This is a genomic window from Pontibacillus marinus BH030004 = DSM 16465, from assembly GCF_000425225.1.
Taxonomy (GTDB): Bacteria; Bacillota; Bacilli; order Bacillales; family BH030062; genus Pontibacillus; species Pontibacillus marinus.
The window spans coordinates 1-13,662 of record NZ_AULJ01000078.1; the positions used below are offsets into that span (position 1 = coordinate 1).

Below are 13,662 nucleotides of genomic sequence, written 5' to 3' on the forward strand. Positions count from 1 at the left end.
TAACGGAACCGCCGTAGTTCTAGGATGAGGTGTTCTAATTCCAAGGTAGTATAATCCTATCATGACAAGGGTCTAAGCAACTTCTGTGAATATGTTTTCCAATCAATATGTGGTGGGAAAGTCAAAATAAGGGTCCGTTAGTCTCCATAATCGCGTGGAGGGAAGGAAACGGGAAACTGTCGTGGTAACAAAGGGAAGACGAGACCCCGCAGGCACGAGGAGGCTCGGCTTTTCTTCCACAACAGGCTTGCCGTTTCACTGACCGCAACAAATTACTCAACAGCAACGGACTCCTCTCATTATTATCTCGAAACTAAGTCTTCAACAATAGGGGGCTTATCTGGAGTAACGAACAAATTCATCTATAATAAAAACGAGAAAAAGCGAAATATTTAGACGAATTCAGACAGGCTCCTTCCGTTTTCTATGACCATTCCTTGACAATACGGGTAGTCAAGCTTAAAATTAATATGTATAATTTTCATTTTTCTTTACCTTATACAAATGTAATGATGATTAAACACACGAAAATGAAAATGGAACAATGAACATCTTAGTACATGCCGACAAACATGTATGGTACAAGTAAATAGCAAGAGGAGGTGAACGTATGGGTACAATGACACTAATCATCTCCATTTTGCTTACCCTTATAGTCGGTTTGTTTGTTGGTTATTTGGTTCGGAAATCCATTGCCGAAGCGAAGATTTCCAGTGCAGAAGAATTGGCGAAGCAAATTGTTGACGAAGGGCATCGTAACGCTGATGCAGCGAAGAAGGAAGCTCTTTTAGAAGCAAAAGAAGAGAACCATAAGTTTCGTCAGGAAGCTGAACAGGAAGTTAAAGAGCGTCGCAATGAACTTCAGAAGCAAGAAAGCCGTTTAATGCAAAAAGAAGAGAATCTGGATCGTAAAAGTGAAACGCTGGATAAGCGCGAGCTCATGTTAGAGAAGAAAGAAGAGTCACTAACAGAAAAACAACAACAAATTGAAGTAACGGAAAGCAAAGTGGAAGAGATGAGAGAGCAGCAACAATCCGAGCTTGAACGCATTTCCGGTTACACAACAGACCAAGCTAAACAGATTATTTTAGAGCGTGTAGAACAAGAAGTTTCCCATGAATCAGCGCTTATGGTGAAAGAAGCGGAAAATCGTGCGAAAGAGGAAGCAGATAAGAAAGCGAAAAACATTCTATCTCTTGCCTTACAACGTTGTGCTGCCGATCACGTTGCAGAAACAACAGTTTCCGTAGTCAATTTACCAAATGACGAGATGAAAGGTCGTATTATCGGACGTGAGGGACGTAATATCCGTACGTTAGAAACATTAACGGGGATTGACCTTATTATTGATGATACACCAGAAGCAGTTATTTTATCTGGGTTTGACCCAATTCGACGAGAAACTGCTCGCATTGCTTTAGAGAAATTAGTACAGGATGGACGTATCCACCCTGCACGTATTGAAGAAATGGTAGAGAAATCTCGTCGTGAAGTAGATGAATATATTCGTGAGGTTGGTGAACAAACAACATTTGAAGTTGGTGTTCACGGTCTACATCCTGATCTTGTGAAGATCTTAGGACGTCTAAAATATCGTACAAGTTATGGTCAAAATGTGTTGAAACACTCCACGGAAGTAGCATACCTAACAGGCTTGTTAGCTGCTGAACTAGGGGAAGACGAAACACTTGCTCGACGCGCTGGATTACTACATGACATTGGTAAAGCCATTGACCATGAAGTAGAAGGAAGTCACGTTGAAATTGGTGTCGAATTAGCTACGAAATATAAAGAGAATGACACAGTCATCAATGCTATTGCATCTCACCACGGAGATGAGGAACCGACATCTATTATATCTGTACTAGTAGCAGCAGCGGACGCTCTTTCTGCAGCACGCCCTGGTGCACGTAGTGAAACACTTGAAAACTACATTAAGCGCCTTGAAAAGTTAGAGGAAATCTCAGAATCCTACGATGGAGTAGAGAAATCCTTTGCTATTCAAGCTGGACGTGAAGTGCGCATTATGGTTAAGCCAGAAGATATTGATGACTTGAAATCTGTACAGTTAGCTCGAGACGTTCGAAACCGGATCGAGAACGAACTTGATTACCCAGGTCACATCAAAGTAACCGTTGTACGCGAAACAAGAGCAGTAGAATATGCGAAATAAAGAAAGCGATCCCTTTTGGGGTCGCTTTTGATTTGTCTAAGGTTTGTTAAGCACACTTAGCCTCATGACAAGGTATAATGCACCTAGATAGGTCCAATACTACAAGGACATGGGTTTTGACATCCACACACCTCTGTGTGACACTATAAAAGAATTTTACATAAAGAGAGGAAATACGATATATGAAAATATTATTTGTAGGCGACGTTGTAGGATCTCCAGGAAGACAGATGGTTCAAGATTATTTACCTAAATTAAAACAAACGTACCATCCAAACTTCACAATTATTAATGGTGAAAATGCCGCCTCTGGAAAAGGGATTAATGAAAAAATATATAGAGGTTTTATTGAACAAGGTGCTCAGGCTGTAACGCTAGGAAACCATGCGTGGGACAAGAAAGAGATTTTTGATTTTATTGATAAGGCAGATAAAATGGTTCGTCCAGCAAACTTCCCGGAAGGTACACCAGGAAAAGGTCTTACTTTCATTAAAGACAATGGTGTAGAATTAGCCATCATTAATCTTCAGGGGAGAACATTTATGCCACCATTAGATGATCCATTCACAAAAGCGGATGAATTGATTAAAGAGGCAAAAAAACGTACGAATTTAATTTTCGTTGACTTTCATGCTGAAGCAACCTCTGAAAAACAGGCGATGGCATGGTATTTAAATGGACGCGTAAGTGCAATTGTCGGTACACATACACATGTTCAAACGGCTGACGATCGAATTCTTCCAGATGGTACAGCTTATATTACAGATGTAGGTATGACAGGACCTTACGACGAAATTTTGGGTACGGATAAAGAGGCGGTTATCAAAAAATTCCTTACAAGTTTACCTGTACGTTTTGAGATACCAAAAACGGGTAGAACACAACTAAGTGGATTTTTGGTAGATGTTGACTCTTCCTCTGGTAAAGCGACAAAGGTGAAACGCATTTTAATTAATGACGATCATCCATTCTTTACCTAATTATTTGAATTATTCAAAAAATTCATTCATAATAAGGGGGAATAACTTTCAACTCCATGAATATAGTAAAAGTGGAAGATTATATTAGGATATGAAGGAGGAACTAGTAGTGGAAATATTAAAAGTTTCAGCTAAATCCAACCCGAATTCTGTAGCAGGAGCACTCGCTAACGTACTAAGAGAACGCGGCTCAGCGGAAATCCAAGCCATCGGTGCTGGTGCATTAAACCAGGCCGTGAAAGCGGTAGCAATCGCTAGAGGATTTGTTGCCCCAAGTGGTGTTGATCTTATTTGTATTCCAGCTTTTACAGACATATTGATTGATAATGAAGAGCGTACAGCTATCAAACTAATTGTAGAACCACGATAAGAAAAATATAGGTTACCTGTTTGCTAGATGGCAAACAGGTTTTCTTTTCGTAGGTTCAAAGATTAGCATTTCCACTACTTCATTTTTATTTACATATCTTAAGACTCGGCTCAGGAGTAGCCGAGTCTTTTTACTAAACACTTATAATAGGAGGAACAATAATGATTATTGATGCACATTGTGATGCCCTATATAAATTATGGGAAACACCAGAGCTCTCTTTTCAGTCTAGTCCTGAACTAGGTGTGAATTACGAAAAGTGGCAAAAGAATCATGTGAAAGTTCAATGCTTTGCTATATATGTTCCGGAGTATGTTCACCCAGACCATCAATATCAGGTTGCTTTAGAAATGATTGATTTATTTTTCGAAAGAATTATAAAGCCGAATCCTGATATTATTTGGGTTCAATCACAGCAAGATCTTTTAAATTTAAAGCCTGATGAAAAGGGAGCAATTCTGACACTAGAGGGATGTCATCCAATTGGGGAAGACTTGGTGAAGCTTAAAACTCTAATACGCTTAGGTGTCCGAGCTGTAGGCTTAACTTGGAATCAAGCAAATGCTGTGAGTGATGGCGTGGGAGAAGAACGTGGTGCAGGTCTTTCTACATTTGGTAAAGAGGTTGTGCAGCTTCTTAATGAAAACCATATATGGACAGACGTTTCTCACTTATCTTATCAGGGTTTTTGGGATGTGATGGACCTTGCAAAATATCCGATGGCGTCCCACTCGAATGTATATGCGCTGTGTTCACACCCACGTAACCTTGATGATAAGCAGATAACTGCTCTAATTAAGAGAAAAGCCTTTATTGGGGTCACATTCGTCTCTGGATTTTTAGATGAATCAAAAGTGGCTACACCTTCTCAAGTTCTTCAACATATTCAATATATACTGAATATGGGTGGGGAAGACTCTTTAGGATTTGGATCCGATTTTGATGGGACCAATATGATTGTTGACGGTCTAGTTGATTACGATGATTATGATGCTTTTATTAATATGCTGAGCAATCATTATCCCCAAAACATGATCAATAAAATCACTCATGAAAACTTTATTAGAACGTTTCCATTCAAACATCAGGAAGTGCTTTAACAACCCTTAGGAAAACACACGCATATTTCTTCACTTGTCGTGCGTATAATTAAGAGAGAAGAAGATTACTAGATTCCATCAAGATACATAGGACATCTTAGTGTGCACGTATAAGGAGATATGCGAAAGGGTGTAAAAATATGAAAAAGCAGCTTTCATGGAAAGTTGGTGGACAGCAAGGGGAAGGGATCGAAAGTACTGGAGAGATTTTTTCCATTGCTCTTAACCGAATGGGGTATTACTTGTATGGCTATCGGCACTTTTCATCACGGATTAAAGGAGGACATACGAATAACAAAATTCGAGTTTCCACTTCTCAGGTTCGTTCAGTTTCAGATGAACTAGATGTTTTGGTTGCTTTTGACCAAGAAACCATTGATGTGAATTTTTATGAACTCAATCAGAATGGAATTGTCATTGCTGATGAAAAATTCCAACCCACTATACCTGAAGGAAGCAGTGTAACATTGTATGTTGTGCCTTTTACTAAAATCGCAAAAGACCTTGGCAATGCACTTATGAAAAACATGGTTGCTGTCGGTGCCTCTAGTGCCATATTAGAATTAAATCCAGAATCGTTTCGAGAGGTTGTAGAAAGTATCTTTGGACGTAAGGGCGAAAGTGTCGTAGAAAATAACATGGAAGCTATACGTCAAGGGGCCCAATATGTACAAGACCAAGCAGATGACAGTATGTCTACAATGCAGTTAGAAGAAGCAGATGGAAAGAAAAGAATGTACATGATCGGGAACGACGCCATTGCACTTGGGTTTTTAGCTGGCGGTTGCCGTTTTATGTCTGCCTATCCCATTACTCCAGCATCGGAGATCATGGAATATATGATCAAAAAACTGCCTGAATTCGGTGGAACAGTGATTCAGACTGAAGATGAGATGGCTGCTGCAACAATGGCTATAGGGGCAAATTATGCAGGAGTTCGAACGATTACAGCATCTGCAGGCCCTGGTTTATCGCTTATGATGGAGTCCATTGGGTTAGCTGGTATGACTGAAACACCTCTTGTCATTGTGGATACACAACGTGGTGGTCCAAGTACAGGCCTTCCTACAAAACAGGAGCAATCGGACCTGATGGCTATGATCTATGGTACACATGGTGAAATTCCAAAAGTCGTGATGGCTCCAAGTACAGTACAGGAGGCTTTCCATGATGCCGTTGAAGCTTTAAATATCGCTGATGAGTATCAATGTCCTGTCATCCTTTTATCTGACCTTCAATTGTCACTTGGAAAACAGACCGTCGAACCATTAAACCAACGTTCCATTTCCATTCGTCGTGGAAAGATAAAAGAGAGTAAGGCACTCCCTGTACTAGAAAAAGGGGAGACATTTAAAAGATACGAAACAACAGAAGATGGTGTTTCACCTCGTGTTCTCCCTGGAACAAAAAATGGGATATTCCATGTGACAGGTGTTGAGCATAATGAAGTTGGAAAACCTTCAGAGCTTTCACAAAATCGACAAGCTCAAATGGATAAACGAATGAGAAAACTCAAACACTTACCTAAAACGTTCAACTTGCCTGTTTATAAAGATACCCCACACGAACTAGCAGATGTTTTACTTGTTGGGTTTAATTCCACACGGGGGACAATCGAAGAAACCAAACAACTTTTAGAAAAGGATGGCTATAAAGTCAACCACGCACAAATACGATTAATCCATCCGTTTCCAACAGATGAAATGTTGCCACTTATTTCATCAGCAAATAAAGTACTTGTTATTGAACATAACGCTACAGGACAATTAGCGAGTATTCTCAGGATGAATGTAGGCCATGCTCACAAAATGGCTAGTGTTCTGAAGTATGATGGTACACCGTTTAAACCTGGCGAGATGTATAAAGAATGCAAGGGGTTGATCTAATGGCAACATTTAAAGATTTTCGGAACAAAGTAAAGCCAAACTGGTGTCCAGGTTGTGGTGATTTTTCCGTACAGGCCTCTATCCAAAAGGCAGCTGCTAATATTGGCTTAGAGCCTGAAGGTGTCGCTTTAATATCAGGTATTGGATGTTCAGGCAGAATATCTGGGTATATTCACTCTTATGGATTTCACGGTATCCACGGTCGAGCTTTACCTTTAGCTCAAGGCGTTAAAATGGCTAACAAGGATTTAACAGTTATCGCATCAGGTGGAGATGGAGATGGATTTGCAATTGGCATGGGTCACACCATACATGCCATTCGTAGAAATATGAATATCACGTATATTGTCATGGATAATCAAATCTATGGTCTAACAAAAGGACAGACCTCACCTCGAAGTGAAATGGGCTTTGTAACGAAAAGTACACCAGAAGGTTCAATCGAGTCATCTGTTAATGTCATTGAAATGGCACTGTCTTCTGGAGCGACTTTTGTAGCACAGAGTTTTTCCAGTGACTTGAAAGATCTCACGTCTATTATTGAACAGGGCATTCAACATGATGGGTTTTCTTTTATCAATGTGTTTAGTCCTTGTGTGACCTACAACAAAATAAATACGTATGAATGGTTTAAAGAAAATCTAGTGAAACTGAAAGATATAGATGGTTATGATCCGAGTAGTAGAGAAGAAGCTATGCGCACACTGATGAATTATGATGGGCTAGTGTCAGGATTAATTTATCAAAATAAAGAACAAAAATCCTATCAGCAGCTTATACATGGATATAAAGAAGATTCATTAGTCACGTCAGACTTAAACATGAATGATGATCATTTTGAAAAACTTATTTCGGAATTTATGTAACAAACAATGTACAAAACCGCTCTTATGAAGGGCGGTTTTTTAGTTTAAAATTGCAAGCGCTTTCTCGTGTGTGCATATGTCCGTTTGGGGTAGACATATTCATAATAAATACTGGCGCATTCTCATAAAATATGATTATAATAGTGTTAGATTAATAATATTACGGTAAGAGGTGTTCACCATGGATGGAAAAATGAAAGCGCTAGTAAAGCATGAACGTGCTAAGGGTGCTCAACTTCAGGAAGTAGATATTCCTAAAATAGGAGACTTAGATGTTTTAATAAAAGTAAAAGCGACTTCAATTTGTGGGACAGACCTCCACATCTATAATTGGGATGAATGGTCTGCCAGTCGAGTGAATCCGCCTTATGTATTTGGGCACGAATTCTCTGGTGAAGTTGTTGAAGTAGGGAGTAAAGTATCGAAAGTAAAGGTTGGAGACTATGTAAGTGCGGAGACACACATTGTATGTCATCAATGCCCTCAATGTTTAACAGGCAAGTTCCACATCTGTGAGAATACGCAAATTATTGGAGTAGATACGAATGGCTGCTTTGCTGAGTATGTAGCTCTTCCAGAAGAAAATATGTGGAAAAATCCAGATACTATGCCTACTGACATTGCGTCCATACAAGAACCGATGGGAAATGCAGTTCATACAGTTCTCAACGGTGATGTAGCAGGGAAAAATGTAGCCATTATCGGGTGTGGCCCAATTGGATTAATGGCAGTAGGTGTTGCTAAAGCTGCAGGAGCTTCACAAGTTCTTGCATTTGACTTGAATCCTTATCGCCTAGAATTAGCTGAAAAGATGGGGGCCACAACGATTATTAACTCGAAGGAAGTGGATCCTGTAGCGAAGGCTAAAGAGTTGACAGAGGGTCATGGTGTTGATGTGGTATGTGAAATGAGTGGTCACCCTATCGCAATGGATCAAGGTTTCAAAATGATTACGAACGGTGGACGTGTTTCGATTTTAAGTTTACCTGTAAAACCTGTTACCCTTGATGTAACCAATGATATTGTATTTAAAGGGATAGAAGTACAGGGAATTGCTGGACGTAAGATGTTCGAAACATGGCAGCAGGTATCTCGTTTACTTCAATCAAACCAAGTAGATGTAACCCCAATCATAACGCATCATCTTCCTATGGAGGAATTTGAAAAAGGGTTCCAATTAATGAATGAAGGGAAATGCGGTAAAGTCGTGTTACACCCGAATGGTGAATAGCATTTTTAGACGAGCTATTTCAGAAGAATCACCACATTTAACCAATATTGCGATAAAGTCCAAAGCTCATTGGGGGTATAGTGAGGCGTTTATGAAGGAATGTGAGCTTCTTTTACATGTTCCTTCTGATCGCATCGCGAAAGATCATGTTTATGTGGTAGAGGATGGAGCTTCTGTTATGGGGTTTTATTCTCTAATTCAAACTCAAAATCAAGCGTGGCTTGAGGATTTCTTTTTAGACCCTGAATTCATAGGAGCAGGACTTGGGAAAAGAATGTGGTATCATATGGTTAGCGTTGCCAAAAGCCATTTTATAGAAAAAATAGAATGGGAAAGTGATCCGAACGCTGCTCCTTTTTATGAATGGATGGGAGCAACGAAAATCGGAGACACTGCTACTGGGGTCAACCAAAGATCATTACCTAAATTTCAGTATATTGTATCAGATTAAGGAGGCGTTCACATGAAAGGTTTTGAACATTTACAAGAAGAACTAAATCAAATGAAAGACGAAGGTACATTTCGTGAATTAATCCCACTAGAATCAGCACAAGGATCCCGTGTAACGATTAAAGGGAAGGACGTTATTCAGCTTTCCTCAAACAACTACCTTGGTTTAACCAATCATCCTCGTATGAAGGAAGCGGCTGAAAAAGCAATTGAAGAGTATGGTGTGGGGACAGGATCTGTTCGTACAATTGCGGGTACCCTTTCTATGCACGAAGAGTATGAGCGTAAACTTGCAAAATTTAAACACACAGAAGCAGCACTTGTTTTCCAATCTGGATTTACAACGAACCAAGGTGTTCTTTCTTCCATGTTAAATGATCAAGACGTTGTGATTTCTGATGAATTAAATCACGCTTCAATTATTGATGGAATCCGTCTAACAAAAGCAGCACGTAAAATTTACAAGCACGTTGATATGGAATCTCTAGAGGAAGCGCTTAAAGCTTCTAGTGAGTACCGTACCCGTTTAGTTGTTACAGATGGTGTTTTCTCAATGGACGGAAACATTGCACCCTTACCAGAAATCGTTGAATTAGCAGAGAAATATGATGCCCTTATTATGGTTGATGATGCTCATGCTAGTGGTGTGCTTGGTGAAAATGGACGAGGCACAGTTAATCACTTTGGTTTAGATGGCCGAGTACATATTCAGGTTGGTACACTAAGTAAAGCTATAGGGGTACTAGGTGGGTATGTAGCAACATCTCAAACATTAAAAGAGTACTTAATCCACAAAGGCCGACCTTTCCTATTCAGCACATCACACCCACCAGCGGTTACAGCAGCATGTGACGCAGCGGTTGATGTATTACTGGAAGAGCCAGAGTTAATCCAAAAGCTATGGGATAACACGAAATTCTTTAAAGATGGTTTAACAAAGCTTGGTTTTGATACAGGTATCAGTAAGACACCAATTACACCTGTAATGATTGGTGACGATGCCCTAACACATAAGTTTTCTGATGAACTTTTTAAAGAAGGTGTGTTTGCTCAAGGTATTGTCTTCCCAACTGTTCCAAAAGGGAAAGCACGTATTCGTACAATTGTTACAGCAGAGCACTCAAAAGAAGAGCTCCAAGAAGCATTGGACGCATTTGAACGTGCTGGAAAGACTTTGGGGATATTATAACAGTCAAGAGCTGACCTCCATTTGCGGGGTCAGCTTTTGTTATGGACAAGATGTGACATCCAACTCTAACTAAACAGTGGCTCCCGCTTTTGTTAAATTTGTCACGAAATGTCCTTTTATTTTTGCTTTCAAGCCTGATATAATATTACAGTTAGAGAGACCGTGTGAAAGGAGATCTCCATTAATGAACGAAAAGCAAAGACTTGAACAACAAATTATCAATAAAAATCCATCGGACATAAAATCCGAGAAGGATCAAGATTTAGAAAGAATTAAAAGTACATCATCTGATGAAATGATTGCGAAATACTTTCAAACAACATACCAGGCACCTAATATGAAGGATGCTAAAAAACGCGGAAAACAAGATACTCAGGTCCATTATGACTTTGAAATCCCAGAAGATATGAAAAATATCGGAGAGGGAAAGAAGTTTCTAATCCGTACTTATGGTTGCCAGATGAACGAGCATGATACAGAAGTTATGGCAGGTATTCTTGCAGACATGGGTTATGAAACCACATATGACCAACAAGAAGCAGATATAATTCTGTTAAACACTTGTGCAATCCGTGAAAATGCAGAAAATAAAGTATTTGGTGAAATCGGTCACTTAAAATCTCTGAAGCGTGAAAACCCAGATCTAATTCTTGGTGTTTGTGGTTGTATGTCACAAGAAGAATCCGTAGTAAACCGAATTCTTCAAAAACACCAATTTATTGATCTGATTTTTGGTACCCATAATATCCATCGTTTACCACAGTTACTTAAAGAAGCACTGTTCGGTAAAGAGATGGTAGTTGATGTATGGTCGAAGGAAGGAGATATTATCGAAAACCTTCCACGCCAACGTAAAGGAAATATCAAAGCTTGGGTAAACATTATGTACGGCTGTGACAAATTCTGTACGTATTGCATTGTACCATTCACGCGCGGTAAAGAACGTAGTCGTTTACCTGAAGACATTATTCAGGAAGTACGTCATTTGGCTGCTCAAGGATATAAGGAAATTACGCTTCTTGGTCAAAACGTAAACGCATATGGTAAAGACCTAGATATGGAATATGGACTTGGCGATTTAATGGACGAGATCCATAAAATCGATATCCCACGTGTTCGATTTACAACATCTCACCCACGTGATTTTGACGACCGTCTTATCGAAGTGTTAGCTAAAGGTGGGAACCTACTGGATCATATTCACTTACCTGTACAATCAGGAAGTTCAGAAGTCTTAAAGATTATGAACCGTCGTTACACGCGTGAACGTTATTTAGATCTTGTTCGTAAAATTCGTGAGGCAATGCCAAATGCAACGTTAACAACAGATATCATTGTTGGCTTCCCGAATGAAACAGAAGAACAGTTCCAAGAAACTTTAACACTTGTTGAAGAAGTTGGATTTGAAGGGGCGTACACATTTATTTACTCCCCACGTGAGGGTACCCCAGCTGCTAAAATGCAAGATAATGTACCACAAGAAGTGAAAAAAGAACGTTTGCAACGCCTTAATGCAGTCGTCAATCATCAGGCTGCACAGGCTATGAGCAAATATGAAGGGGAAGTCGTTGAGGTCCTTGTCGAAGGTGAAAGTAAGAACAACCCAGATGTATTAGCGGGACATACGTATAGAAACAAACTCGTAAACTTCCGTGCACCAAAGTCGATGATAGGGCAGATTGTACCTGTGAAAATAACAAAAGCAAAAACATGGTCTCTTGATGGGGAAATGGTTGAGACAGCGGAGGTTCGATAATATGGCAAAATATACACGTAAAGAAGTTATCTCACAAGCAGAAGAATTAGCGAAGATGATGGCAGAAACACCTGAAATTGATCGATTCAAACAAGTAGAAGCAAAACTTAATGAAAACAAAAAAGTTCAGGAGTTGATTAATCGCATCAAATCCCTACAAAAAAATGCGGTTAACTTCCAGTATTACGAAAAAACAGAAGCACTTAAAAAAGTTGAGAAAGAAATCGATCGCTTACAAGAAGAATTAGATGCGATTCCAGTTGTACAAGAATTCAAGAGTACGCAAACAGACGTAAATGATTTCTTACAAATGGTATCAAATTCCATTGCAAACGAAGTAACGAATGAAATCATCCGTGAAACAGGTGGAGACGTACTACAAGGTACTACAGGTTCAGCTACTTCTAGTGAAGGTGAAGGTTGTAGCCACTAATATAGGTAAGGAAAGAGTACTCAGAAATGAGTGCTCTTTTTTTATTCTATGGGAAATTATAAAATTGTTAGCTCTTGTATAACTCTTAAATGAGAGTGGTGCCCAGTCCCTTCGTTGCTAAACGAGCGCTTGCGCTTTTGTTCCACGTTAAGAAAGTATAAAATTTTAGCAATGGGGCAATTCGACTTAGAGAAAATTTTGAAAGTATGAAGTATAAGCTAAGGCTAAGCCTCTGTCTGCGCCTTTAAGGCTTGCCAATCGGCAAGTTTTCTTTATTCTCTTCACAAGCTGTACAAGCTTTCGTCAAATTTCTTCCAACTTTCTTTAACTTTTCGTACATTTTCCTAGGCGCTTGCATAGAATGTACTAGGAGCAAAAATCTTTTGTTCATATGAGTTAGAAATGTGAATCATTTTTATACTTTGTGCACTTCGGGCGAATGTCTTGCATAGGATGAGTATGAACAAAGAAGGAGGAGGTTGGGCTCTCATGTCTTTATTTGACCAGGAGTATCGTGAGATCATTACAAAAGCGGTATGCGGAAAGGGTCGAAAGTTTACACAAGATACGAATACCGTATCACCATCTCATCGCCCAACGAGCATTTTGGGATGCTGGGTTATCAACCACATTTACAATGCAAAGAATAAGGGCGACTATGTGGAAGTATCAGGAAGTTATGACGTAAACACTTGGTTTTCGTATAATGACAATACGAAGACTGACGTTGTAACGGAAAAGGTGAATTACAGAGATCAAGTTCGCCTTTCCACAAAAGATGCAAACTGCTTAAGTGATGATTTTGAAGTAGTCGCTCGTGTGGTACAGCAACCAAATTGTTTAGAGGCACGTATTTCGAATCAGGGCCACAAGATTGTGGTGGATGTAGAACGTGAATTTATCGTCGAGGTTGTCGGTGAGACAAAAGTTTACGTAAAACAGGATCCCGAGGGTCTTCTAAATTTGGATGACGAATGGGATTTTGATGTTGAGGAAGATGATTTCTCAGACATCGACCCTGATTTCTTAGCAAAAGAAGAAGAAGAGTAACAAAAACGATCCCCTTCTTAAGAAGGCGGATCGTTTTTTATTGTAGATTATTGTTTTGTTTGTAACCTGATTAATGAGTTATTCAATTAAATGGCAGGATTGTTGAAGACTTGAAATTGAGAGGAGTCCGTTGCTGTTGAGTAGTTTGTTGCGGTCAGTGAAACGGCAAGCCTGTTGT

At 39.5% G+C, this 13,662-nt stretch carries 12 protein-coding genes; all 12 read left to right on the forward strand.

What is annotated here, in order from left to right:
• Positions 1 to 610 precede the first annotated feature (610 nt).
• The 12 genes from rny to cotE all read left to right on the forward strand — a co-directional run bounded on the left by rny (position 611) and on the right by cotE (position 13,484).
• Positions 611 to 2,173: a ribonuclease Y gene (gene rny, locus H514_RS0114610; protein WP_027447634.1), complete on the forward strand. Its 1,563-nt coding sequence runs from the start codon at positions 611 to 613 to the stop codon at positions 2,171 to 2,173.
• A 182-nt stretch (positions 2,174 to 2,355) separates the two neighbouring features.
• Positions 2,356 to 3,153, forward strand: a complete 798-nt coding sequence (locus tag H514_RS0114615; RefSeq protein WP_027447635.1) for a TIGR00282 family metallophosphoesterase — start codon at positions 2,356 to 2,358, stop codon at positions 3,151 to 3,153.
• Positions 3,154 to 3,262: 109 nt separating this feature from the next.
• Positions 3,263 to 3,523: a stage V sporulation protein SpoVS gene (spoVS, locus tag H514_RS0114620; protein ID WP_027447636.1), complete on the forward strand. Its 261-nt coding sequence runs from the start codon at positions 3,263 to 3,265 to the stop codon at positions 3,521 to 3,523.
• 161 nt (positions 3,524 to 3,684) lie between these two features.
• Positions 3,685 to 4,623 (forward strand): dipeptidase, encoded by a 939-nt coding sequence (locus tag H514_RS23150; RefSeq protein ID WP_197063125.1) that lies wholly within the window; start codon positions 3,685 to 3,687, stop codon positions 4,621 to 4,623.
• A gap of 140 nt (positions 4,624 to 4,763) precedes the next feature.
• Positions 4,764 to 6,509: a 2-oxoacid:acceptor oxidoreductase subunit alpha gene (locus tag H514_RS0114630; RefSeq protein WP_027447637.1), complete on the forward strand. Its 1,746-nt coding sequence runs from the start codon at positions 4,764 to 4,766 to the stop codon at positions 6,507 to 6,509.
• Entirely contained in the window at positions 6,509 to 7,375 is an 867-nt protein-coding gene (locus H514_RS0114635; RefSeq protein ID WP_027447638.1) for a 2-oxoacid:ferredoxin oxidoreductase subunit beta, read from the forward strand. Before H514_RS0114630 ends, H514_RS0114635 begins: the two co-directional genes overlap by 1 nt.
• A 181-nt stretch (positions 7,376 to 7,556) precedes the next feature.
• Positions 7,557 to 8,606 carry an L-threonine 3-dehydrogenase gene (gene tdh, locus H514_RS0114640; RefSeq protein ID WP_027447639.1) on the forward strand — a complete coding sequence of 350 codons (1,050 nt, stop codon included), beginning with the start codon at positions 7,557 to 7,559 and terminating at the stop codon, positions 8,604 to 8,606.
• Entirely contained in the window at positions 8,596 to 9,057 is a 462-nt protein-coding gene (locus tag H514_RS0114645) for a GNAT family N-acetyltransferase (RefSeq protein ID WP_027447640.1), read from the forward strand. The genes tdh and H514_RS0114645 overlap by 11 nt, the downstream gene beginning before the upstream one ends.
• 12 nt (positions 9,058 to 9,069) lie before the next feature.
• Positions 9,070 to 10,245, forward strand: a complete 1,176-nt coding sequence (locus H514_RS0114650; RefSeq protein WP_027447641.1) for a glycine C-acetyltransferase — start codon at positions 9,070 to 9,072, stop codon at positions 10,243 to 10,245.
• Between the two features lie 184 nt (positions 10,246 to 10,429).
• Positions 10,430 to 12,001 carry a tRNA (N6-isopentenyl adenosine(37)-C2)-methylthiotransferase MiaB gene (gene miaB / locus H514_RS0114655; RefSeq protein ID WP_027447642.1) on the forward strand — a complete coding sequence of 524 codons (1,572 nt, stop codon included), beginning with the start codon at positions 10,430 to 10,432 and terminating at the stop codon, positions 11,999 to 12,001.
• A gap of 1 nt (position 12,002) precedes the next feature.
• Positions 12,003 to 12,434, forward strand: a complete 432-nt coding sequence (locus H514_RS0114660; protein WP_027447643.1) for a YlbF/YmcA family competence regulator — start codon at positions 12,003 to 12,005, stop codon at positions 12,432 to 12,434.
• A gap of 489 nt (positions 12,435 to 12,923) precedes the next feature.
• Positions 12,924 to 13,484, forward strand: coding sequence for an outer spore coat protein CotE (cotE, locus tag H514_RS0114665; protein WP_027447644.1), 561 nt, complete (start codon positions 12,924 to 12,926; stop codon positions 13,482 to 13,484).
• The last annotated feature ends 178 nt before the right edge of the window (positions 13,485 to 13,662 follow it).

Bases quoted from the DNA above. Each gene is read 5' to 3' on its own strand.
- rny (WP_027447634.1), top strand. From the start codon at position 611: ATGGGTACAATGACACTAATCATCTCCATTTTGCTTACCCTTATAGTC.
- H514_RS0114615 (WP_027447635.1), top strand. From the start codon at position 2,356: ATGAAAATATTATTTGTAGGCGACGTTGTAGGATCTCCAGGAAGACAG.
- H514_RS23150 (WP_197063125.1), top strand. From the start codon at position 3,685: ATGATTATTGATGCACATTGTGATGCCCTATATAAATTATGGGAAACA.
- H514_RS0114630 (WP_027447637.1), top strand. From the start codon at position 4,764: ATGAAAAAGCAGCTTTCATGGAAAGTTGGTGGACAGCAAGGGGAAGGG.
- H514_RS0114635 (WP_027447638.1), top strand. From the start codon at position 6,509: ATGGCAACATTTAAAGATTTTCGGAACAAAGTAAAGCCAAACTGGTGT.
- tdh (WP_027447639.1), top strand. From the start codon at position 7,557: ATGGATGGAAAAATGAAAGCGCTAGTAAAGCATGAACGTGCTAAGGGT.
- H514_RS0114645 (WP_027447640.1), top strand. From the start codon at position 8,596: ATGGTGAATAGCATTTTTAGACGAGCTATTTCAGAAGAATCACCACAT.
- H514_RS0114650 (WP_027447641.1), top strand. From the start codon at position 9,070: ATGAAAGGTTTTGAACATTTACAAGAAGAACTAAATCAAATGAAAGAC.
- miaB (WP_027447642.1), top strand. From the start codon at position 10,430: ATGAACGAAAAGCAAAGACTTGAACAACAAATTATCAATAAAAATCCA.
- H514_RS0114660 (WP_027447643.1), top strand. From the start codon at position 12,003: ATGGCAAAATATACACGTAAAGAAGTTATCTCACAAGCAGAAGAATTA.
- cotE (WP_027447644.1), top strand. From the start codon at position 12,924: ATGTCTTTATTTGACCAGGAGTATCGTGAGATCATTACAAAAGCGGTA.